The 21728-nt window shown below is 61.1% G+C and carries 21 protein-coding genes and 2 pseudogenes; 9 read left to right on the forward strand and 14 right to left on the reverse strand.

Translation table 11 applies throughout. The features are described 5' to 3' along the window. The first annotated feature begins 16 nt into the window (after positions 1 to 16). The 3 genes from ACM530_RS28090 (at position 17) to ACM530_RS28100 (ending at position 4976) form a co-directional block, all read left to right on the forward strand. Positions 17 to 1972 carry an acetoacetate--CoA ligase gene (locus ACM530_RS28090; RefSeq protein ID WP_416363746.1) on the forward strand — a complete coding sequence of 652 codons (1956 nt, stop codon included), beginning with the start codon at positions 17 to 19 and terminating at the stop codon, positions 1970 to 1972. Positions 1973 to 2112: 140 nt separating this feature from the next. Beyond that, the gene (locus ACM530_RS28095) at positions 2113 to 4650 is read left to right on the forward strand and encodes a PAS domain-containing sensor histidine kinase (protein WP_145165752.1); all 2538 of its coding nucleotides are present in this window, start codon (positions 2113 to 2115) and stop codon (positions 4648 to 4650) included. A gap of 50 nt (positions 4651 to 4700) precedes the next feature. After that, entirely contained in the window at positions 4701 to 4976 is a 276-nt protein-coding gene (locus ACM530_RS28100) for a peptidylprolyl isomerase (RefSeq protein WP_003174397.1), read from the forward strand. Between the two features lie 120 nt (positions 4977 to 5096). Here ACM530_RS28100 and ACM530_RS28105 read toward each other — a convergent pair whose 3' ends face one another. The 8 genes from ACM530_RS28105 to ACM530_RS28140 form a co-directional block, all read right to left on the reverse strand. Continuing rightward, a complete protein-coding gene (locus tag ACM530_RS28105) occupies positions 5097 to 6002 on the reverse strand; it encodes a sugar kinase (RefSeq protein ID WP_242197669.1) in 906 nt (301 codons plus the stop codon). A 128-nt stretch (positions 6003 to 6130) separates the two neighbouring features. Next, complete coding sequence (locus ACM530_RS28110) at positions 6131 to 7339, reverse strand: amino acid deaminase (protein ID WP_404487815.1); 1209 nt, start codon at positions 7337 to 7339, stop codon at positions 6131 to 6133. Positions 7340 to 7347: 8 nt separating this feature from the next. Next, a complete protein-coding gene (locus ACM530_RS28115) occupies positions 7348 to 8112 on the reverse strand; it encodes an IclR family transcriptional regulator (RefSeq protein WP_106580124.1) in 765 nt (254 codons plus the stop codon). Positions 8113 to 8169: 57 nt separating this feature from the next. Continuing rightward, positions 8170 to 8559 carry a RidA family protein gene (locus ACM530_RS28120; protein ID WP_078742925.1) on the reverse strand — a complete coding sequence of 130 codons (390 nt, stop codon included), beginning with the start codon at positions 8557 to 8559 and terminating at the stop codon, positions 8170 to 8172. 14 nt (positions 8560 to 8573) lie between these two features. After that, positions 8574 to 9356, reverse strand: a complete 783-nt coding sequence (locus ACM530_RS28125; RefSeq protein ID WP_119735365.1) for an amino acid ABC transporter ATP-binding protein — start codon at positions 9354 to 9356, stop codon at positions 8574 to 8576. After that, positions 9353 to 10015, reverse strand: coding sequence for an amino acid ABC transporter permease (locus ACM530_RS28130; RefSeq protein ID WP_122541442.1), 663 nt, complete (start codon positions 10013 to 10015; stop codon positions 9353 to 9355). Before ACM530_RS28130 ends, ACM530_RS28125 begins: the two co-directional genes overlap by 4 nt. Before the next feature lie 11 nt (positions 10016 to 10026). Beyond that, positions 10027 to 10689, reverse strand: coding sequence for an amino acid ABC transporter permease (locus ACM530_RS28135; protein ID WP_106580127.1), 663 nt, complete (start codon positions 10687 to 10689; stop codon positions 10027 to 10029). 52 nt (positions 10690 to 10741) lie between these two features. Then, positions 10742 to 11590, reverse strand: a complete 849-nt coding sequence (locus ACM530_RS28140; RefSeq protein ID WP_065929539.1) for a transporter substrate-binding domain-containing protein — start codon at positions 11588 to 11590, stop codon at positions 10742 to 10744. A 551-nt stretch (positions 11591 to 12141) separates the two neighbouring features. Between ACM530_RS28140 and ACM530_RS28145 the strand changes: the two genes are divergently transcribed. Further along, the gene (locus ACM530_RS28145) at positions 12142 to 12390 is read left to right on the forward strand and encodes a hypothetical protein (protein WP_145165756.1); all 249 of its coding nucleotides are present in this window, start codon (positions 12142 to 12144) and stop codon (positions 12388 to 12390) included. Positions 12391 to 12486: 96 nt separating this feature from the next. Next, positions 12487 to 12819: a thioredoxin family protein gene (locus ACM530_RS28150; protein WP_145165757.1), complete on the forward strand. Its 333-nt coding sequence runs from the start codon at positions 12487 to 12489 to the stop codon at positions 12817 to 12819. Here ACM530_RS28150 and ACM530_RS28155 read toward each other — a convergent pair. Next, positions 12800 to 14365, reverse strand: a complete 1566-nt coding sequence (locus ACM530_RS28155; protein WP_416363747.1) for a TerC family protein — start codon at positions 14363 to 14365, stop codon at positions 12800 to 12802. The genes ACM530_RS28150 and ACM530_RS28155 overlap by 20 nt on opposite strands. A 649-nt stretch (positions 14366 to 15014) precedes the next feature. Here ACM530_RS28155 and ACM530_RS28160 point away from each other — a divergent pair. Further along, the gene (locus ACM530_RS28160; protein WP_416365134.1) at positions 15015 to 15290 is read left to right on the forward strand and encodes a DAK2 domain-containing protein; all 276 of its coding nucleotides are present in this window, start codon (positions 15015 to 15017) and stop codon (positions 15288 to 15290) included. 63 nt (positions 15291 to 15353) lie between these two features. On the opposite strand, the gene sohB is transcribed toward ACM530_RS28160, so the two are convergent. After that, positions 15354 to 16379: a protease SohB gene (gene sohB, locus ACM530_RS28165; protein ID WP_145165759.1), complete on the reverse strand. Its 1026-nt coding sequence runs from the start codon at positions 16377 to 16379 to the stop codon at positions 15354 to 15356. A 193-nt stretch (positions 16380 to 16572) separates the two neighbouring features. On the opposite strand from sohB, the gene ACM530_RS28170 reads away from it, so the two are divergent. After that, positions 16573 to 17283: a histidine phosphatase family protein gene (locus ACM530_RS28170; RefSeq protein ID WP_145165760.1), complete on the forward strand. Its 711-nt coding sequence runs from the start codon at positions 16573 to 16575 to the stop codon at positions 17281 to 17283. Between the two features lie 56 nt (positions 17284 to 17339). Beyond that, the gene (locus tag ACM530_RS28175; RefSeq protein WP_016969749.1) at positions 17340 to 17654 is read left to right on the forward strand and encodes an SCP2 sterol-binding domain-containing protein; all 315 of its coding nucleotides are present in this window, start codon (positions 17340 to 17342) and stop codon (positions 17652 to 17654) included. A gap of 94 nt (positions 17655 to 17748) precedes the next feature. Here the strand turns inward: ACM530_RS28175 and ACM530_RS28180 are convergent. The 3 genes and pseudogenes from ACM530_RS28180 to ACM530_RS28190 form a co-directional block, all read right to left on the reverse strand. Next, positions 17749 to 18361: pseudogene (locus ACM530_RS28180) on the reverse strand (hypothetical protein). Positions 18362 to 18367: 6 nt separating this feature from the next. Beyond that, complete coding sequence (locus tag ACM530_RS28185) at positions 18368 to 18955, reverse strand: NUDIX domain-containing protein (protein ID WP_242197680.1); 588 nt, start codon at positions 18953 to 18955, stop codon at positions 18368 to 18370. A gap of 96 nt (positions 18956 to 19051) precedes the next feature. After that, a pseudogene (locus ACM530_RS28190) lies at positions 19052 to 19234 on the reverse strand (short-chain dehydrogenase); the annotation flags it as partial. Positions 19235 to 19373: 139 nt separating this feature from the next. Here ACM530_RS28190 and ACM530_RS28195 point away from each other — a divergent pair. Further along, entirely contained in the window at positions 19374 to 20300 is a 927-nt protein-coding gene (locus ACM530_RS28195; protein ID WP_242197683.1) for an alpha/beta hydrolase, read from the forward strand. Between the two features lie 192 nt (positions 20301 to 20492). On the opposite strand, the gene ACM530_RS28200 is transcribed toward ACM530_RS28195, so the two are convergent. Then, positions 20493 to 21653 carry an alpha-hydroxy acid oxidase gene (locus tag ACM530_RS28200; RefSeq protein ID WP_242197687.1) on the reverse strand — a complete coding sequence of 387 codons (1161 nt, stop codon included), beginning with the start codon at positions 21651 to 21653 and terminating at the stop codon, positions 20493 to 20495. Positions 21654 to 21728: the final 75 nt, after the last annotated feature.

Consider the following 21728-nt stretch of genomic DNA (forward strand, 5'->3'; position numbering starts at 1 on the left):
AACAAGAGACTTCCTCATGTCCGAAATCCTCTGGCAACCCTCCCCCGAACGCATCCGCAACACGCGGATGGACCAGTTCCGGCGCTTCATCAACCAGCGCCACAGCCTGCAGCTGGCCGACTACCCCACCCTGCACCAGTGGAGCATCGACCAGCGTGCCGACTTCTGGCAGGCCATCGTCGCGTTCTTCGACGTGCAGTTTCGCAGCCCGCCCACCGCGACGCTGATCGAAGGCACTCAGATGCCCAGCGCCCAGTGGTTTCCCGGCGCCACCCTGAACTTTGCCGAACACCTGCTGCGCCGTCGCGACGATCACCCGGCGGTGGTCGCGATCAGCGAGGACGGCCAACGCGAACAGCTGACCTACGCCGAATTGGCCGAGCACGTCGCCGGCCTGCAACACAGCCTGCGCGCAGCCGGTGTCGGCGTGGGCGACCGCGTGGCCGCGTGCATGCCCAACACCTGGCAAACCCTGGTGGGCATGCTCGCCACCACCAGCCTCGGCGCGATCTGGTCTTGCTCCTCGCCGGACTTCGGCACCCAAGGCGTGATCGACCGTTTTGGCCAGATCGAACCCAAGGTGCTGATCACCTGCGCGGGTTATCGCTACGCCGGCAAGGGCATCGACCAAACGGCCAAACTGAATGAGATCCTCGCGCGCCTGCCGTCCCTCGAACAGTTGATTATCGTGCCTTACGCGCGGCCTCAAGCGCGCGTCGCGGACTATCAGACCCAGGCCAGAGTCGCGCTGTGGGACGACTTCTACACACCCGGCGGCGAGCCTGAATTTGTCGCGGTGCCGTTCGCTCACCCGCTGTACATCCTCTATTCCAGCGGCACCACCGGCGTGCCCAAATGCATCATCCATGGCACCGGCGGTGTGCTGCTCACCCACCTCAAGGAACACGGCCTGCACGCCGACCTGGCGCGCGAAGATTGCCTGTTCTACTACACCACCTGCGGCTGGATGATGTGGAATTGGCTGGTGTCGGTGCTGGCCCTCGGCGCCACGGCGGTGCTGTACGACGGCTCACCGTTTCACCCCGGACCGGAACGCTTGATCGACCTGATCGACGCCGAAAAAATCAGTGTGTTTGGCACCAGCCCCAAATTCCTCGCCACCCTGGAAAAAGCCGGGCTGCAGCCGCGCCTGAGCCACGATCTGGGCAGCCTCAAGGGCCTGATCTCGACGGGCTCGCCGCTGTCGCCGCAGAGCTACGACTACGTGTACCGCCAGATCAAGGCCGAGCTGTGCCTGTCGTCGATGTCCGGCGGCACCGATATCGTCTCCTGCTTTGTGATCGGCAACCCGGTGCTGCCGGTGCGTCGCGGGCAGATGCAGTGCAAGAGCCTGGCGATGGCCATCGAAGTGTGGAACGAGCAGGGCAAAGCGGTGATCGGCGAAAAAGGCGAACTGGTGTGCACCCGGCACTTTCCGGCCATGCCGATCGGCCTGTGGAATGACCCGCAGCAGCACAAACTGCGCACCTCGTACTTCAGCCAGTTTCCCGGCGTGTGGGCCCAGGGTGACTACGCCGAGCAATGCCCGACGGGCAGCTGGCTGATTCACGGTCGCTCCGACGCGGTGCTCAACCCCGGTGGCGTGCGCATTGGCACGGCGGAAATTTATCGCCAGGTGGAAAAAGTCCCGCAGGTGCTGGAAAGCCTGGCCATAGGCCAACGCTGGCAGGATGACGTGCGCGTGGTGCTGTTTGTGCGCCTGACTGACGGTATCGAGCTGGATGAGGCCCTGGAGCAGCAGATTCGCCAGGTGATTCGCGCCAACACCACACCGCGTCACGTGCCGGCGAAGATCCTCGCCGTCACCGATATTCCGCGCACCATCAGCGGCAAGATTGTCGAGTTGGCGGTGCGCAATGTGGTGCACGGTGAGCCGGTGAAGAACACCGACGCCCTGGCGAATCCGCAAGCGCTGGAGCAGTTTCGCCAGCGCCCTGAGCTGGCCGAATGATGAAAGGTTTCAGCGCAAAAGCACTCAATTGAAGACAAAGCCCCAATGCATGCTATTTTTCGAGGGGTAGTCAGCCGCTCACGTCTCGCGAGATAATCGGCTTTTGTTGTACTTCAAAGTGTCAGGTGTAGGGCTTTTTCATGAATGGAACATCCACCGGTAGCGAAGCCGCTGCATTGATTGCGCGGCTGGACTGGGCGCAAAGCCCCCTCGGTGAGGCCAACGACTGGCCGCAAAGTCTACGCACTGCGGTCGACATCGTGGTCCACTCACCGATGCCAATGCTGCTGTTGTGGGGCCCTCTGCTCACGCAGCTTTACAACGACGGCTTTGCGCGGCTTGCGGGCAACAAGCACCCCGGCGCGTTGGGCCAGCCGGCGCATGAGACCTGGCCGGAGTTGGCCGGCTTCACCGCGCCAGTCTACGACGCCGTGCTGAGCGGCCAGGTGCGCACGTTCAGCGAGCAACGCTTTGTACTGCAACGCAACCACCGCGATACCGAGATCTGGCTCGACCTGACCTACAGCCCGGTCCGCGATGAAAGCGGGACCGTCGCCGGCATTCTGGTCACCGCCATCGAAACCAACGAACGGCGCAGCAAAGCCCTCGAGCTGCAGCAGCGCTCCGAAGACAGCCTCAAGGCTCAGCACAGCACCGAGCAACGCCTGCAACTGGCGCTGGCGGCGACCGATGCGGTCGGCACCTGGGACTGGGACATCGGCGAAGACCGCTTTATCGCCGATGCTCACTTCGCCTACCTGCACGGCGTCGACCCAAGTGACGCCGGCCTGCTGCCCATCAGCGACTACCTGCAAGGCGTACACCCCGAGGACCGCGGCACGGTGGCGCGCAGCATCAAGCATTGCATCACCTTCGGCACCGAGTACGCCGAGGAATACCGCCTGCTGCAAGCCGACGGCCAGGTGCGCTGGGTGTTCGCGCGCGGGCGCTGTTACAAGGATCATCAAGGCCGCCCGGCGCGCTTTTTAGGCGCAGCATTGGACCTGACCGAACGCAAACACACCGAGCAGGCTCTGCGTCAAAGCCAGACCGAGCTGCAGTTGATCATCAACGCCATGCCGGTGCTGATCGGTTACGTCGACCACGAACAGCGTTTTCGCCTGAACAACAGCGCCTACCTCGACTGGTACGGCATGACGCCCCAGGAGTTGTACGGCAAGAGCATCCGCGAAGTGCTCGGCGATGAGGTGTATGCCGGGCGCGAAGACAAGATCGAGGCCGCGCTCAAGGGCAAGGCGTGCAGCTTCATGACTGTGACGCCCCACCACGACGGCCGGCCGCGCCATGCACTGATGAAGTACTTGCCGCGCTTCAGCAATGACGGCTCGGTGAATGGCTTTTACATCTTCGTGATCGACGAGACCGAGCGCAAACTCACCGAAGAGGCCCTGCGCCACCTCAACGAGAACCTCGAAGAACGCGTGGCCCAGCGCACCCAGGCGCTGGCCGAGGCCAACCAACGCCTGCAAAACGAGATGTTCGAACGCGAGCGCGCCGAGGATGCGCTGCGCCATGCGCAGAAGATGGAAGCGGTGGGTCAGCTGACCGGCGGCATCGCCCATGACTTCAACAACATGCTCACCGGGATTATCGGCAGCCTGGACCTGATGCAGCGCTACATCGCCGCCGGGCGCAGCGATGAGATCGGCCGGTTTACCGACGCGGCGGTCTCCTCCGCTCACCGTGCGGCCGCCCTCACCCACCGGCTGCTGGCGTTCTCCCGGCGCCAGTCGCTCGACCGCCGCCCGCTGGACCCGAACACGCTGGTGGCGTCGCTGGAAGACTTGTTCCGCCGCACCAAAGGCGCGCATATCTCACTCAAGGTGCAGCTGGGCAAGGACATCTGGCCGGTGAATACCGATGCCAGCCAGTTGGAAAACGCCCTGCTTAACCTGGTAATCAACGCGCGCGACGCTATGCCCGACGGCGGCGAACTGGTGATTGAAACCGCCAACAGCTACCTGGACGGCACCGACATCACCACCCTCGAACCGGTCAAGGCCGGCGACTACGTGATGCTCGGCGTAAGTGACAACGGCAGCGGCATGGCGCCGAAAATTCTGGCCAAGGCTTTCGACCCGTTCTTCACCACCAAGCCTATCGGCCAGGGCACCGGCCTGGGGCTGTCGATGATCTACGGGTTTGCCCAGCAATCGGGGGGCCACGTGACCATTCAAAGCGAACCCGGCCAGGGCACTTGCGTGCGCCTGTACCTGCCGCGCCTGTATGGCACTGCGCTGGAAAGCAACCTGCCGCAGCACCTGAGTGAAGCGCCGCTGGCACTGGCCGGTGAAGCGGTGGTCGTCGTCGAGGATGACCCCGCGGTGCGCATGCTGGTGGTCAATGTGCTGGCTGAACTGGGCTACACCGCCCACCAGGCGGCGGATTCACGCACGGCACTGCCGCTGCTGGAGTCGGATTTACGCGTGGACCTGCTGGTGACCGACGTCGGCCTGCCGGGCATGAACGGCCGCCAACTGGCAGAAATCGCCCGCCAGCACCGGCCCGGCCTGCGCGTGTTGTTCATGACCGGTTACGCCGAAAAAGCCGCCGAGCGCCAGGGCTTCCTGGAGGACGGCATGGACATGGTGGCCAAGCCGTTCTCGGTTGAGCTGCTGGCAACCAAAATCCGCAGCATGATCAGCGTCGATGAATGAGTTCAGGCATAATCGCGCGCCCTTACGTTTGACCGTTGCCAGGTAACAACATGAAAGCCCAAGCCCGTCACATCCTGGTGAAAACCAGTGAAGAAGCCGAACAGCTCAAGCAGCGTATCGCCAAGGGCGAAGCGTTTGATGTGCTGGCCAAGAAATACTCGACCTGCCCGTCCGGCAAGCGCGGCGGTGATTTGGGTGAAGTGCGGCCAGGGCAGATGGTCGGGGCGATTGACGCGGTGATCTTCAAGAAGCCGGTGAAGGTGGTTCATGGGCCGATCAAGAGCAAGTTTGGCTATCACCTGGTGCAGGTGTTTTACCGCGACTGAGGGGTTGGCTCAGGACCGCTATCGCAGGCAAGCCAGCTCCCACACTTGAGCGCATTTCAACTGGAGGAATGCAGTCAAATGTGGGAGCTGGCTTGCCTGCGAACCGCCGCAGGCGGCCATTCACCGCGCAATCAAAGCCCCTGGCACCTGAATCACCCGGCTGGCCAACCGATGCCCAGCCAAGGCCGCCGCCTCTGGCGACTGACCTTTCAACCGGCTGGCCAGATACGCTGCACTGAACGAATCCCCCGCCGCCGTCGTGTCCACCACCTTCTCGACCTTCAACGCCGGCACAGCAAAGCGTTCGCCCGCACAACGGATCAAACAGTCATCCGCGCCGCGCTTGAGCACCACCTCTGCAATCGCCGGGTACGCCGCAAACACCTGCTCGCTGTCGGCGTACCCAAACAACGCACGCTCGTCGTCCTCGGTCAGCAAGGCGATATCCACCTCAGCCAACACGGCGTGATACGCCGCGCGTGCCGCCTCGACGCTGGCCCATAAACGCGGCCGGTAGTTGTTGTCGAAGACTACCTTGCCACCGCGCTTGCGCGTTTCGATCAAGGTTTGCAGTAACCGCGTACGCCCGATTTCTCCCAGTACTGCCAGGGTAATACCGCTGAAATACACCACGTCATAACCCGGCAAAGCCGCCAGGATCGGCTCGGCGGCCGGTGTGGTGAAGCAGTCGCGCACGGCGGCTTCGTTGCGCCAGTAGAGGAATTTGCGTTCGCCGTTCGCGTCCGTCTGGATGCAATACAAGCCGGGCAAACGCCCGGGCAGGCGTTGCACCATGCCCAGGCCCAGGCCTTCTTCGGCCCACTGCGTGCACATGGCGTCGCTGAAGCTGTCATCGCCCAGGGCGGTGACGTAGTCAACCGTGCCGATGCCGCCCAGCTCGCGGCGCAGGTACACCGCTGCATTCAGGGTGTCGCCGCCGAAGCTTTGTTGAAGGCTGCCATCGGCGCGGTGTTGGAGTTCGATCATGCATTCGCCGATCAGGGCGATGCGCGGTTGTGGGTTCATGCCTTGGTCTCTCGCTGTTCTGGAGGGCCTCTTCGCGGGCAAGCCCGCTCCCACATTTGATTGCATTTCAACTGGAGGAATGCGGTCGAATGTGGGAGCGCGCTTGCCCGCGATAGGCGCGACGCGGTCTAGAAGCAGGTGTGCAGCGACTCGATCACCTGCAACTGCTCATCCACCAGGCAGCCCACTTGCCACTTGTCGAAGGTCAGGCAAGGGTGCGAGGTGCCGAACGAAATGATGTCGCCGATGCGCAACTCAACCCCCGGTGCCACCGTCATGAACGCATGCTGGTCCATCACCGCCGTCACGATGCAGGCGGTGACGTCATCGCCTTCGGCCGGCACAATTCCAGCCCGGTAGCGCTTGAGCGGCACCGGCAAACCGGCGTCGTAGGCCACATCGCGCTTGCCCAGGGCGATCACCGCAAAGCCTGGCTCGGGCATCGATTGCACATGCGCCCAGACTTCCAGCGCCGGGCGCAGGCCTTCATTGAGGTCGCTGCGACGGTCGAGCACGCAGCATTGCGCTTGCTTGTAGATACCGTGGTCGTGGGCCACGTAACTGCCCGGGCGCAACACGCTTAAGAAACGCCCCGCGGCGTTTTGGGTTTCGAAGGACTCGGCGATCAGGTCGTACCAGGCCGAACCCGAGGCGGTAATGATCGGTTTGGGCAGGTCGAAAGAGCCGTTGTTTTGCAGGTCGACCGCCAGGCGCACCAGGCTGGCGGCAAAGTCGCGGATGCCGCTGATGGCGTGCTCGCCATGGATCACGCCTTCGTAGCCTTCAATGCCGGTGAGGGCCAGCGCCGGTTGGGCCTTGATCGCCTTGGCCAGCTCGCGCACTTCCTGTTCGCTGCGGCAGCCGCAACGGCCACCGACCACGCCGTACTCGATCATCACGTTCAAACGCAGGCCACGCGCGGCGAAAAACAGCCCCAGGTCGGCGACGTTGTCCGGGTGATCGACCATGCAATGGAAGTCGAAGTCTTTGTCGGCCAACAGATCAGCAATCAACGCCATGTTCGGCGCGCCGACCAATTGGTTGGCCATCAACACACGACGCACGCCCCCGGCATAGGCAGCGCGGGTCTGCACCGCATTGGCCAGGGTGATGCCCCAGGCGCCCGCCTCGATCTGGCGCTGAAACAACGCCGGCATCATGCTGGTTTTGCCGTGGGGCGCGAGTTCCGCGCCGCTGTTGCTGACGAAGTCCTGCATCCAGCGAATGTTGTGTTCCAGGGCGTCGCGGTGCAGCACCAGGGCCGGCAGGCTGACGTCGCGGACCAGGTAAGCGCCAACGGCGGCGGCGCCTTTTTCAACGGCGTTGAGGGCAGTCATAAACACTCCTATTCGTTGATGCGTCGGGCCAGGTTGTTGGCGCTGTCGATCAACACCCGGCGATAGTCGTTGTAGTTTTTGATCGCGTCGGCCCGTGGGGCAACGATGCACAAGGTCGCAATGCTGATGCCCTGCGCGTCCCGCACCGGGGCGGCGAAGCAATGGGTGAAGGTGTCGGCCACGCTGTCGAAGGAGAAGAACCCGTCGAGCGTGGCCTGGCGGATCTGCGCCAGAAACGTCTCCAGCGGCAGGCGCTGGCCGTCCGGCAGGATGAAATCGTCGTAGTCGATCAGGTCGATAATCTGCTGGTCGCTCAAGTGCCCCAGCAGCAGGCGCCCGGAAGCGGTCCAGGGGATCGGTGCGTTTTCGCCGATGTCCGACGAGATGCGGAAATGCCGCTCGCCTTCGCGCATCAGCGCCACCGTGTATTTACGCCCGTTGAGCAGGCACATCTGCGCGGTTTCGTGGGTTTGGCTGACGATCTCCTGCAAGGCGTGATCGGCCTCGCGGGTCAGGTCGAAGTGGCGCAGGTGCGCCTGGCCGAGGAAGTACAGTTGGCGGCCAAGGTAGACGTGGCCGTCCTTGCCCACGGTTTCCAGGATACGCCGCTCCAGCAACGAGGCGACCAATTCGTAGACGGTGGATTTGGGGCTGCCGATGCCGCTGGCAATATCATTCGGGCGCAGGGGCTGGCCGATCTCCTTGAGAAAATCGAGGATATCGAATGCACGGTCCAGTCCTTTGGCGCGGCGTTTGATGGTGTCTTCGGTCATGGCAGTTCGGTCCGGTCGAAATTCTAGGATCTTCAGTGGATTTCAAGAGAGGGGCATTTAGCCTTTTTTCTTGTAGGCCACGCAATCAATCTCAACCTTGCAGTCGACCATCATGTTGGCCTGCACACAGGCGCGCGCCGGGGCGTGTTCGGGGGTGAAGTATTCACCGAACACCTTGTTGAAACTCCAGAAGTCGCGCGGGTCTTCCAGCCATACACCAACGCGCACCACGTCTTTCAACTCGTAGCCGGCCTCTTCAAGAATCGCCACCACGTTACGCATGGTCTGGCGGGTTTGCTCGACGATGCCACCGTTGATGATTTCACCGTCCACCGCCGGCACTTGGCCCGAGACGTAGAGCCAGCCGTCCGCTTCCACTGCACGTGCGAAAGGACGCGGTTGGCCACCGCCGGCGGTGCTGCCGGTGCCGTAACGAGTAATGCTCATAAAGTTGCTCCTGATTAAAAACGAATGTTCTTCAAAAATTCCGCCAGGCGCGGCGATTGCGGGCGTTCGAAGATGTCCTTCGCGCTGCCCTGCTCTTCAATGCGGCCCTGGTTCATGAATACGATCTTGTCCGACACTTCGTAGGCAAAGCGCATTTCGTGGGTGACCAGCAACATGGTCATGCCCTCTTCCGCCAGGCCCTTGATCACGCTGAGCACCTCGCCCACCAACTCTGGGTCAAGGGCCGAGGTGACCTCGTCGAACAGCATCAAGCTGGGGTTCATCGCAATCGCCCGGGCAATCGCCACGCGCTGTTGCTGGCCGCCGGACAACTGGCCCGGGAAGTGATTGCGCCGCTCCAGCAGGCCGACGCGGTCCAGCCATTTTTCGGCCAGGGCCACGGCTTCGTCCTTGCCCATCTTCTTGACCTTGAGCAGGCCGAGGGTGACGTTTTGCAACGCGGTGAGGTGCGGAAACAGGTTGAACTGCTGAAACGCCATGCCGGTCATCGCGCGGTGCTGGGCAATCACCCGCTCGGGGTGGCGCACACGCTTGCCGGCGATTTCGCTGTAGCCGATGGACTCGCCGTCCAGGGTGATCTGCCCGCCCTGGAATTCTTCCAGCAGGTTGACGCAGCGCAGCAGCGTGGTTTTGCCCGAGCCGCTGGAGCCGATCAACGTCACCACGTTGCCGCGCTGCATGGACAGGTCGACACCCTTGAGCACTTCGACCTGGCCGTACTGTTTACGCAGACCGCGAATGTTCAAAAGCGGTTGGTTGGTTTGAGGTTGGTTCATGGCAAGGCCACCCGCTTTTCAATGTAGCGCCCGAATAACTCGATGGCGTAGTTGATGACAAAGAACAGAAACCCGGCGAACAGGTAGAACTCCAGGGTCATGAAGGTGCGCGCGATCACTTGCTGGGTGCTCAGCAGCAGCTCGGCCACGCCGATCACCGAGAGCAAGGTTGAGGCCTTGACGATTTCCGTGGAGGAATTGACCCAGGTCGGCAGGATCTGGCGCAACGCCTGAGGCAACAGCACGTAACCCAGCGACTGGTAGAACGTCAGGCCAATCGCCTTGCCCGCTTCCAGTTGCCCACGGGGAATGGCTTGCAGCGCGCCGCGCACGATCTCCGACACGTGAGAGCCGCAGAACAGCGTCAGCCCGACGGCGCCGGCCTGGAACGCGCTGATCTGCCAACCGAGCGCCGGCAGCATGTAGAAACACGCCAAGACCAGCACAAACACCGGCGTGCCACGGATCAGGTCGACATACAGACGAAACGGCGCGCGCATCCAGAATTTGCCGTAGGTCAGGATCAACCCGGCGACGATGCCGATCAGCGTGCCAAAGATAATGGCCAGCGCAGACACATACACGCTGGCCTGAAAGCCCGCCCACAGGGTATCCCGGGCGATCCACAACTCATGCAGCCAGCTGGGGGACTCGTACATGGAAACCCTCCTTAACGACGGATCGCCAGACGCTGTTCCAGGTAACGGAGCAGCATGGCGATGAGGTAACAGGCAGCCACGTAGAGCGCAGTCGTGACCATCCAGGTTTCAATCACCCGGTAGCTTTCGACGTTGATCTTGCGGGCGTAATAGGTCAGCTCCGGCACGGCAATCGCCGCCGCCAGCGAGGTGTCCTTGAACAGCGAAATGAAGTTGTTCGACAACGCCGGCAAGACGTTGCGCAGCATCACCGGCACGGTGATGTAGGCGCGGATACGCCACTCACCCAGGCCAATGGCCAAGCCGGCTTCGCGCAAACCCTTGGGAATATTCAGCAGCCCGGCGCGGAACACTTCGGTGAGGTAGGCACCGGCGTACAACGACAGCGTGATGATGAAGGACGGAATTTTGTCGAGACGAATCCCCAGTGACGGCAGTGCAAAGTAGATCAACAGGATCAGCACCAGAATCGGCGTATTGCGGATCACCGTCACGTACACGGAGGCGATGATGCGCAGCGCGCGGTGCCTGGACAGCATGGCGAATGCCATCATCAAGCCGATCACGCAGCCAATCGCGATCGACAGCAGCGCCAGCTCAAGGCCCAGACCGAGCCCCGCCAGCAAGCTGGGGAAATCACGCCACACGGCGGCAAAGTTCAACTGATAGTTCATGGTCGGCAGTACCTGATTGGGGCGCCGTCAGCGACGCCCCAGGGTTTACGATTTACTTGAACTCAACCGGGAAACCGATCGCAGGCTCTGGCAAATCCACACCGAACCATTGCTTGAACGAGGCTTTGTAGGTCGGGAACTCCACGCCGGTCATGGCTTCATGCAGCGCGGTGTTGACGAAGTTCAGCCAGTCCTGGTCGCCACGCTTGACCGCGCACGCGTAGGTTTGCGGGCTCCAGGCGTAGGTCGGGCTGCGGTAGCGGCCTGGGTTCTGCACCATCAGGTACTTGACCGACGACTGGTCGGTGGCGGCGGCGTCGGCACGGCCGGAGTTCACGGCCTGGTACATCAGGTCGACGCTGTCGTACTGATCAACCTTGGCCTTGGGCAGCGCCTGGTGCACCAACTCTTCGGCGTAGACGTTTTGCAGCACGGCCACGGTGACGCCGTCGCCGGCGGCTTGCAGGTCTTCGATTTCCTTGTACTTGCTGTTGTTCGGCAACAGCAGGCCCACGCCTTCGCGGTAGTACGGCAAGGTAAAGGCCACCTGCTGCGCGCGGCTGGCGGTGACGGTAATGAACTGGCAACTCATGTCGACCTTGTCGGTCAGCAGGTTGGGAATACGTGCATCGGAAGACTGCACCACAAACTCGACCTTGCTCGGGTCGTTGAACAAGCCTTTGGCCACAATGCGGCCGATGTCGATATCAAAACCCTGCAACTTGCCATCCGCTCCCTGGAAGTGCCACGGCGCATTGGTACTGCCTGTACCCACGATGAGATGCCCACGCTTGAGCACATCATCGAGCTTGCTGTCCGCCGCGTGCACAACGCTTGCGAGGGAAGCCGATGCGGCGAAGAGAAAAACACACGCTTTAAACACGGAAGGTCGGTGATGCATGACAAGCACTCCAGGAGTTGTGTATTCCGCTATACCGGAACTTAGTATGTAACAACGGAATAGACAGCAGAAAGTGTGCCACACGTGGTTGCAGAAAAACATGAAGGGGACAAAGTTGTTTTAAATCAATTGGATAAATATTGAGCTGCGGTAAGGCGCTGTGCCAGCAGCCGTGGATGTGTTGCTACGCAAGGCCACACACGGCGGTGACAGTTTGGATGCCGTGCACCACGGTAGCGTTACCGTGCACCGGGGCGGTGCTGAGCGAGCGTGCTTCTTGTGGCGAGCGGGCTTGCCCCGCGTTGGGCTGCGAAGCGGCCCTAAAACCTGGCGGCGCGGGTTTTCAGGTATAGCCCGGCGGCCGAATTGGGAGCGCTTCGCACTCCAACGCGGGGCAAGCCCGCTCGCCACAGGAAGCTCGCTCACTATGAGAAGACCGCTCACTGCAGCTAGCCGGTTTGCCGCAACTCACCAGGGTTTCTTGGCGAGGCTCTGGTTGTTTTTTTGTGCTGGGCTAGGCTGGTGGGATGTCTGTGCGGGAGCGTGGCGTGATGAAGGTAAGCCTTTTGGTGGTGTTGCTGGGCTGTCTGGTGGCCGGTACGGCTTCGGCCAGTAATGATCGCCGTGAATGCAAAGAAGAACTGCAGAAGCTCAAGGAAGCCTTCAGCACCGATTACACCAGCCAGAACCACCATGGCTATCGTCGGGCGAAGGCGTCCAGGGACAATGAGGAATACAAGAAATGCGCGAGCCAGGCGCGCAAGGCACGTGAACGAACGGAACGTGCCGACGATGCATGAGCCTGTCTACCTGTGAAGGTTGACAGTAGACGGTGGTGATCTCGCGATCTAGCGTATCCGGCAGGCCCCATCGGCCAGGTGCACAAGGAGATCATCATGGGTGCTGCCAATGCGGTGATTGATACCCTCAGCGACTACCAGCAGGTTCTGAATCAGCACCCGCTGGTGATCGTGCTGTTTACTTCCCAGTCCTGCCAGGCGTGCCTGGGAGTTCACCCACGCTTTAATAGCATTGCCGAAAAATACGCCGGCCGAGTGAAGAGCATGATCCTGGACACCGCCCGGACGCCGAGAATCGACGGCGTAGACGGCACGCCTACCCTGGTGGTCTACAAAAATGCCCTTGAGGTCGAAAACCTCAAGGGCATTGGCGCGCCGGAAGAACAGGAAGCACTTCTGGATCAGGTGTTCAAAGACTACGCGCCCTAGGCACCAGCAGCACCTGCGTCACCCGCCGCTCCTCCACCGCCGCCACTGTCAGGTGCCAGCCTTCGTGCTCCAGGCTGTCGCCCACTCGCGGCAAGCGGTCCAGCAGGCTCATCACCAAACCTGCGAGCGTCTGGTAATCGTCGGTGGCCACGGCCTTGAAGCCGGTGCGCTGGCGAACCTGGTTAAGGGTCAAGGCACCATTGGCGCGAAAGCCTGCACCCTCCTCGACGATATCCGGCCCTTCGATTTCGCTGGCATCGGGCAATTCACCGGCGATGGATTCAAGAATGTCGGTCATGCTCAACACGCCCATGAAATCGCCAAATTCGTTGATCACAAACGCGATATGGGTGGATGCCTGGCGCATCTGCTCCAGGGCGTTGAGGATCGAAAAGCTCTCCAGCAGGTTGACCGCGCGGCGCGCCAGGTGCTCCAGGTTCGGCTCGTGGCCGGCCAGGTATTCCTTGAGCAACTCCTTCTTGTGCACAAAGCCCAATGGCTCATCGACAGCACCGTTGCGGATCAACGGCAGCCGCGAGTAGGACGAATGCATCAATTTACGGCGGATAGTGTCGGCATCGTCCGCCAGATCGATACAGTCGACCTTGGCCCGCGGCGTCATCAAGCTGCGGATCGGGCGCTCGGCCAACTGCAACACGCCACTGATCATCACGCGCTCGCGTCGATCAAACAGCGGGCCCTGGGTCGCATCCGGCTCGCCCATCAGGTCGGCAACGTCGTCATCCATGCCCTCCACCGCCAGACTGCGGCCCCCCAGTAAACGCATCACCGCATGCGCAGTGCGCTGGCGTACCGGCAACGTGCCCTGTACCGACTTTTTGCGACGGGCGCGGGCCAGCTGGTTGAACAGCTCCACCACAATCGAGAAGCCCATCGCCGCGTACAAGTAACCCTTGGGCACGTGGAAACCCAGGCCTTCGGCAGTCAGCACCAGGCCGATCATCATCAGGAAACTCAAGCACAGCATGATCACCGTCGGGTGCGCATTGACGAAACGCGTCAGCGGCTTGCTCGCGACAATCATCAAGCCGATGGACACGATCACTGCGATCATCATCACCGCCAGCTCATCGACCATGCCCACGGCAGTCACCACCGCGTCGAGGGAGAACACCGCGTCAAGCACCACAATCTGCGCGACGATCGGCCAGAACATCGCATAGGTGGCATTGCCCGCACGCTGGGCCACATGACCTTCGAGGCGTTCGTGCAATTCCATGGTGGCCTTGAACAACAGGAACACACCGCCAAACAGCATGATCAGGTCACGGCCGGAAAACCCCTTGCCGAAAACCTCGAACAGCGGCTGAGTAAGGGTCACCATCCAGGAAATACTCGCCAGCAAGCCCAGGCGCATCAGCAGCGCCAGTGACAAACCGATCAACCGCGCCCGGTCGCGCTGCGACGGCGGCAGCTTGTCCGCCAGGATCGCGATAAACACCAGGTTGTCGATGCCCAGCACCAGTTCCAGCACAATCAAGGTCAACAAGCCGAGCCAGGCCGTTGGATCCGCTAACCATTCCATTTATAGAGTCTCGTTATAGATGTCTGAATGCCGGACACGGCAAGGCGCGGTCAGTGGACCGGGGCAAGGGTAGCAATCGGAATACGGGGTGCTTCAGCGGGAACAGCAGCAGCGGATGTCTTGGGGAAAGACGACTGGGAGGCTCCGAGAGGGTGTTCATGCAAGTCCTGCAGTGGAAAAAGGACTTGAATCGTACAATCGAAACCTAAATTTCCTACAACGCAAAACTATTACAAAATCTGTAACCCCAACACACACTTCGAAATAGGCCACTCTAGAGCAGCGCTACCAGTGGAGCAGGACTACCGGTGGACAGAGCCACCTATGGGCCAAATCTACCCGTGGAGCAAGGCCACCTGTAAAGCAGAGCTACCTGTGAAGAAGAGCTATATGCAAAGCAGAGCCATCTGTGGTGCAGGGCCACCTGTGGCGAGCGGGCTTGCCCCGCGTTGGGCTGCGCAGCAGCCCCAAAACCTGCTGACCGAATTCTCCTGATACTCCGAGTCGCCTCAACTGGGGCTGCTTCGCACCCCAACGCGGGGCAAGCCCGCTCGCCACAGTAATCCCGCGCCCACACTTCACTCAGCGTTTACGCGTCGCGTCATCCAGCGCCAAAATCGTATGCGCAATCCACAAAGTCCCGGAATCCATCGCCCCCGACGAAGCCATCCTCATCGAACCGCTGGCCTGTTCGCTGCAGGCCGCCGAGCGCGCACATGCGGGCGGCGCATCCTTCAACGATGCGCTGCAAGCCATGAAAACCGCTGCCTCGCAAGGGGGCGATTCGACCAAGGACTTAGTCGCGAAAATCGGCCGCGCGAGTCGGCTGGGTGAGCATTCGTTGGGCGTGCTCGACGCAGGCGCGGTGTCGTGCTGCCTGATCCTGACGCGGTTGGCGGATTCGGTTCAACCGCGCTGGGTGTAGCGCATCGGATGGCCCTTTCGCGAGCAAGCCCGCTCCCACAAGGGCTTGACCTGCAGTCTGGAATTACCAGAACCGCTGCTGGGTCAAGCGGCTCCACCAGGTCAGCAGCACTCGGTCCACAGAACCGCTGGCCGCCAGGCCGACCCGCTCTTGCAGGCTCTTGCGCTCGGCATAGTGCAGGTGGAACACCTCGGCGGTCTTGGCCTTGGTGGCCAGGTATTCATCGCTGGTTTGCAGTTCGTCGACCAGTTGCTTGTCGAGGGCTGCAACACCCAGCCACACTTCCCCGGTCGCGACATCATCGATTGCCAGTTGAGGGCGATAGCGCGACACGAAGTTCTTGAACAACTGATGGGTGATGTCCAGGTCTTCCTGGAACTTCTCGCGGCCCTTCTCGGTGTTTTCGCCAAACACGGTAAGGGTGCGCTTGTATTCACCGGCCGTCAGCACTTCGAAATCGATGTCATGTTTTTTCAGCAGGCGGTTGACGTTGGGCAACTGCGCTACCACGCCGATCGAACCGAGGATGGCGAACGGTGCGCTGATGATCTTCTCGCCGATGCACGCCATCATGTAGCCGCCGCTGGCCGCGACCTTGTCGATGCACACGGTCAATGGCACGCCCGCCTGGCGAATACGCGCCAGTTGGGATGAGGCCAGGCCGTAGCTGTGCACCATGCCGCCGCCGCTTTCCAGGCGCAGCACCACTTCGTCTTTCGGCGTGGCCAGGCTCAGCAGTGCGGTGATTTCATGGCGCAGGCTCTCGGTGGCCGAGGCCTTGATGTCGCCGTCGAAATCCAGCACAAACACCCGGGGCTTGGCCTCGGGTTTCTTCTTGCCTTTCTTCTTTTCGGTTTTGCTTTCGGCTTTGCGCAGGGCCTTGAGCTGGTCCTTGTCGAGCAGGCTCGACTCCAGGCGCTCACGCAGGCCCTTGTAGAAATCATTGAGCTTGCTGACCTGCAATTGGCCGGCGGACTTGCGACGGCCTTTGCTGCGCAGCGCCGCGAAACTGATCAGTACCACCACAATAGCGACCACCAGGGTGACGGTCTTCGCCAGAAAGCTCGCGTATTCGGCCAGAAAATCCATATGTCTCCTTAAAAATGCACTGCGCCAGGCGCGGATGGGCCCAGCATACCGACGGCACCGCGTTCGAGCCAGTGATCAAACCGCCAGCAAGCGGGCTCTAACGGGCTTTTAAAACAAGCGTATGTTTTTTCATTGACAGCTCTCCGGCATCCTCATAACCTCGCCAGACTTTCAACGTACCGGGAAAACGGACGTGGGCAGCATTTATCTGATTCGACATGGCCAGGCCTCTTTCGGTGCAGACGACTATGACGTCCTGTCGCCCGTCGGCGTGGAACAAGCGCAAGTGCTCGGTCGCCACCTGGCAGACCTGGGCCTCACGTTCGAGCGCTGTGTATCGGGCGACCTGCGCCGTCAGCAGCACACCGCCACGTCCGTGTTCGATCAATATGCAGCCCGTGGCCTGCCGGTACCTTCGCTGGACATCGACAGCGCCTTCAACGAATTCGACGCCGAGGCGATCATCCGCGCCCTGCTCCCCGACCTGCTGAGCACCGAACCCGAAGCCCTGGAGATCCTGCGCAATGCGGCGCACAACCGCAGCGAATTCCAGCGCATCTTCGCGTTGATCATCGAGCGTTGGCTGGCCGGCACTTATGACCCACCGGGGCTGGAAAGCTGGCTGGGGTTTGTCGAACGCGTACAAGGCGGCCTGCAACGGATTCTCGAAACCGCCCGGAACACTGACAAGATCGCCGTGTTCACCTCCGGCGGCACGATCACCGCCCTGCTTCACTTGATTACCCGAATGCCTGCTGCCCAGGCGTTCGAACTCAATTGGCAAATTGTTAACACCTCGCTCAACCAGCTGAAATTCCGTGGACGCGAGGTGGCGCTGGCTTCCTTCAACAGTCATACCCACTTGCAACTGTTGAAGGCGCCGCAGCTCATCACTTTCCGATGAGCTGCGGCCAACCGTGACCCCAAGGTCACTGGACTCTACCCTTAAGGATCGAAACCATGACTGACGTAGCCAAAGCTGTAGAAGCAATGAAAGCCAAATTCAACCCAGCCGCTGCCGACGGCCTGGACCTGGTGTTCGGTTTCCGTATCGACGACACCCAGAACTTCTCGCTGGTGGTCAAGAACAACACCTGCGAACTGCTCGAAGGCGAAAACCCTGACGCCCAGGTCACGCTGGTCACCGACGGCGAAACCATGGAAGGCATCGTCAGCGGCGACACCGACGGCATGCAGGCCTTCATGAGCGGCAAACTGCGCACCGAAGGCGACATGATGCTGGCAATGAAGCTGAGCGAGCTGTTCCCGGCCTGATCACGCTGATTGAGTAGCGCGCTTTACCCCGACAAATCCCGCCACATGGCGGGATTTGTTGTTTGCGCAAGCGGACAACGGCCACACTCACACCTCATCGGCCACAATTGCCCTTGATAGCCTCCCCCGCAAACGCCCGCCGAAAAAACCCTGTCGAATCACCCAAAGAGCCATTCACCGTCCCGGAGTGATCAAGCTCTGGATACAAATGCCACTCCACCCGATCCCCTGCCTGACAGGCGTCCCGGACCAAGGCTTTTTGCCCCGGTGCAAACACATCTCGGTCTTTACCGCCGGTGCCGAGAAAGACCGGAATATCGGTTTTCACCGAGGGATAAGCCGATTCACGCCCCAGCCGATCCAACGCCGCCTTGGGCGAACGCTCGAAGCTGTTATTGAAGGTCAAAACTGCCGACCGTGCCGTGAGCCCACGCCATCAGTGGCCAGCCGCCCGCTGGTGCTGCGCCCTTGGGCACGAACAGCGCACCGGAAACCGCGACAGGCGTGAGGTTGTCGAGCCCATCGGTGGAGGAATACAGAATCCGCACGTTCAGCCCGGCCGACGCCAGGCTCTGCTGCGGCGTTAATGCTTCACTGCGCAGCAATTTGCCGGGCATTGGCGGCACAGGGTCAGCCCAGGTGTAGAACGCGTCAGCGGCGCTGCTACTGCCGGCCGCCAGTACCCATAGCAACGCCCACGCCCGCATCGCGCATCACCACCCTTCTTTCAACATGCGCAATTCCAGGTGCTGCAACAACATGATGGTTTTGCCATCGACAATCTCACCGCTCTGCACCATCGCCAGCGCCTGTTCAAAGCTCAGCTCCAGCACTTCGATGTCTTCACCCTCGTCGATCAGCCCGCCGCCATCGCCAACGCGGTCCGCCGCCTGGTACTCGCCGATAAAGAAGTGAATGCGCTCGGTCACCGAACCGGGGCTCATGAACGCCGCGTAGATTTTCTCCACAGGGCCGACGCGGTAGCCGGTCTCTTCTTCGGCTTCGAGGCGAATGCGCTCTTCGGGGGTGGCGTTGTCCAACAGGCCGGCGGCCGCTTCGATCAAGTAGCCGGGGTAATCGTTGACGAACGTGGGCATGCGGAACTGGCGGATAAGCAGCACGGTGCGCTGTGCGCGGTTGTATAGCAGAATCGTTGCGCCGTTGCCGCGGTCGTACACCTCACGGGTCTGGGCTTGCCAACTGCCATCCTGGCGGCGCAGGTCGAAGGTGTATTTTTTCAGAAGATACCAATTGTCCGACAGGGTTTCTTCGGCGGTGATGCGAACGGGGCTATTGTCCATGGCCTGGCCTCTGCTCAAAGGAGCGCGAGCATGTCGCGGCGCCAATGTCAGCGTCAAGCGAAACGCTTGTGCAGACCGGCGCGCGGCGTATCGGGTTCAGTAAGGGGTCACGGCCTGAGCCAGCGACTGCTTGATGCGCGGCCACGCGGCCGCAACCTCTTCAGCGCTGGCGGCCTTGATCAGTGCCAGATCGCGCGGGTAATCCACCCCGGGGTTCTCAGTGAACCACGTCGCCGTGAATTGGCCATTGCTGGCCCACAGGATGTATCCCGTGTCCTGGTCACCCAAACAACCCAGGCACGCGTCGTTCAATGCTGTAACACTTTGCAAGCAATCCCCATTCACGGCTGTCGAATTAATTCCTGCCCCTTAAAGCCATCTGGTAAAACCCGAGCTTCGCTTTTGTCCTGGAACCTTCATGTCATCTCGTTTTCTGTCTCGCCTGGGCCTGCGCTGGTTTCCCCTGCTGTGCATGGCCCTCCTGATCATCGGCCTGCCGGTGGGCTGCGCGGTGCTTCAACACAAGGAGCGCGAGCTGGTGTTTCGCATTGAACCGGGTACCGCCGGCTGGTACACCGGTTTGCCCAAGGCCGTGCAGGAATTCGATATAAAACCCGCCAGTTTCAAATCAGGCCAGAACCTGCACGGCTGGTGGTACCCGGCCGACAAGCAGGATGCTCCGGCGATTCTGTACCTGCACGGCGTGCGCTGGAACCTCACCGGTCAGCTGTTTCGCATTGAACAACTGCACGCACTGGGCTTTTCGGTGCTGGCCATCGACTACCGCGGTTTCGGCCAGAGTCACGGTGACTTGCCTTCGGAAACCAGTGTGTATGAAGACGCGCGCATCGCCTGGGAGCGCTTTCAGGTGCTGCAGCCAGACCCGAGCAAACGTCTGATCTACGGGCACTCGCTGGGTGGTGCGGTGGCCATCGACCTGGCAGCGCAGTTGAGTCAACAGACACCGGTGCCCGTGCGCGGCCTGGTGATCGAATCCACGTTCACCTCGCTGGGGGACGCGGCCGCGGCCGTGGCCAACACCTCACTGCCGGTGCGCTGGTTGCTGTCGCAGAAGTTCGACTCCATCGACAAAATTGCCGGCGTGCACATGCCGCTGCTGGTGGTGCATGGCCTGGCCGACCCCTACGTGCCACCGCGTTTCAGCCAACAACTGTTCGACGCCGCCCAGGAGCCCAAGCGGTTGCTGCTGGTGCCTGGCGCCACGCATAACAACAGCATGAGCCTGGCCGGGCGCAATTATGGGCAAGCGCTGGAAAAACTCATGCAGGCGCAGATGCCCGCACAGGTGGTGACGCACTCCACAGGTCGCAACGGCGACTCTTGAAAGTACTTTTCGGCACTGGGTTCACGCTTGGCTGTCAAGCGTAAACCCTGCCCATACTGGCCCGCGCCGCAAGTTGATCAAATATTAACCGAGGGTTAAATCGCCAACCCTGCCGGGCCTTCGCAAAGTTATCCACAGAGATACCCACGGTTTTCGTGGACAACTCTTTTTACTTTTTTACGATCTTTTTGCTCAGCAAACCCCTTCGGGAAAGGTGCCTGGCAGCAAAATATCGCGATTCACATCGCGTATATCGTTATAGCCGCACAGCGCCATCGACACATCCAACTCACGGGCAATGATGTCAAGGGCCTTGGTCACGCCCGCTTGGCCCATGGCGCCCAAACCATACAAGTGCGGACGACCGATCATGGTGCCTTTGGCGCCCAGTGCCATCGCCTTGAGCACGTCCTGGCCGGAGCGAATGCCGCCGTCGAGCCACACTTCAATCTGCTTGCCCACCGCCTCGACAATTGCCGGCAGCTGGCTGATGCTCGACGGTGCACCATCCAGCTGGCGGCCACCGTGGTTACTCACCACCAAGGCATCGGCGCCGGAATTAGCCGCCAGCCGCGCATCCTCCACATCGAGAATGCCCTTGATAATCAGCTTGCCGCCCCAGCATTTCTTGATCCATTCCACGTCGTCCCAGCTCAGGCGCGGGTCGAACTGCTGGGCGGTCCACGACGACAGCGAACTCATGTCCGCCACGCCTTTAACGTGGCCGACGATATTGCCGAAACCACGGCGTTTGGTGCCCAGCATGCCCATCACCCAGCGCGGCTTGGTTGCCATGTTGAGGATATTCGGCAGGGTCAGTTTTGGCGGCGCCGACAAGCCGTTGATCAAGTCCTTGTGGCGTTGCCCGAGGATCTGCAGATCGAGGGTCAGTACCAGCGCATCCACACCCGCCGCTTTGGCGCGCTCGATCAATTGCTCGACAAACCCGCGATCGCGCATCACATACAACTGGAACCAGAATGGCTGGCCGATCTGTTCGGCGATGTCCTCAAGTGAGCAGATGCTCATGGTCGACAGCGTGTAGCGCAGGCCAAAAGCCGCGGCGGCGCGGGCGGTCAGGATCTCGCCATCGGCATGCTGCATGCCCGCAAGCCCCGTGGGCGCCAGCGCGACCGGCATGGCCATGTCCTGGCCGATCATGCTGGCGCGGATCGAACGTTCATCGATGTTGCGCGCCACGCGCTGACGAAATTTGATGCGGGCAAAATCGCTTTCATTTGCCCGATAGGTGCTTTCAGTCCAGGAACCGGAATCGGCGTAGTCGTAGAACATTCGTGGGACACGTTTTTGCGCCAGCTTGCGTAAGTCTTCGATGGTTGTGATCAACGACATCTAGGTCACCTCTCCCTGAACTGAGCCCAGAGAGTAACCGCCGATCAGCCGCGCAACCAGTGATTGCGTTTATAT

Source organism: Pseudomonas sp. NFX183 (assembly GCF_047943075.1).
Taxonomy (GTDB): Bacteria; Pseudomonadota; Gammaproteobacteria; order Pseudomonadales; family Pseudomonadaceae; genus Aquipseudomonas.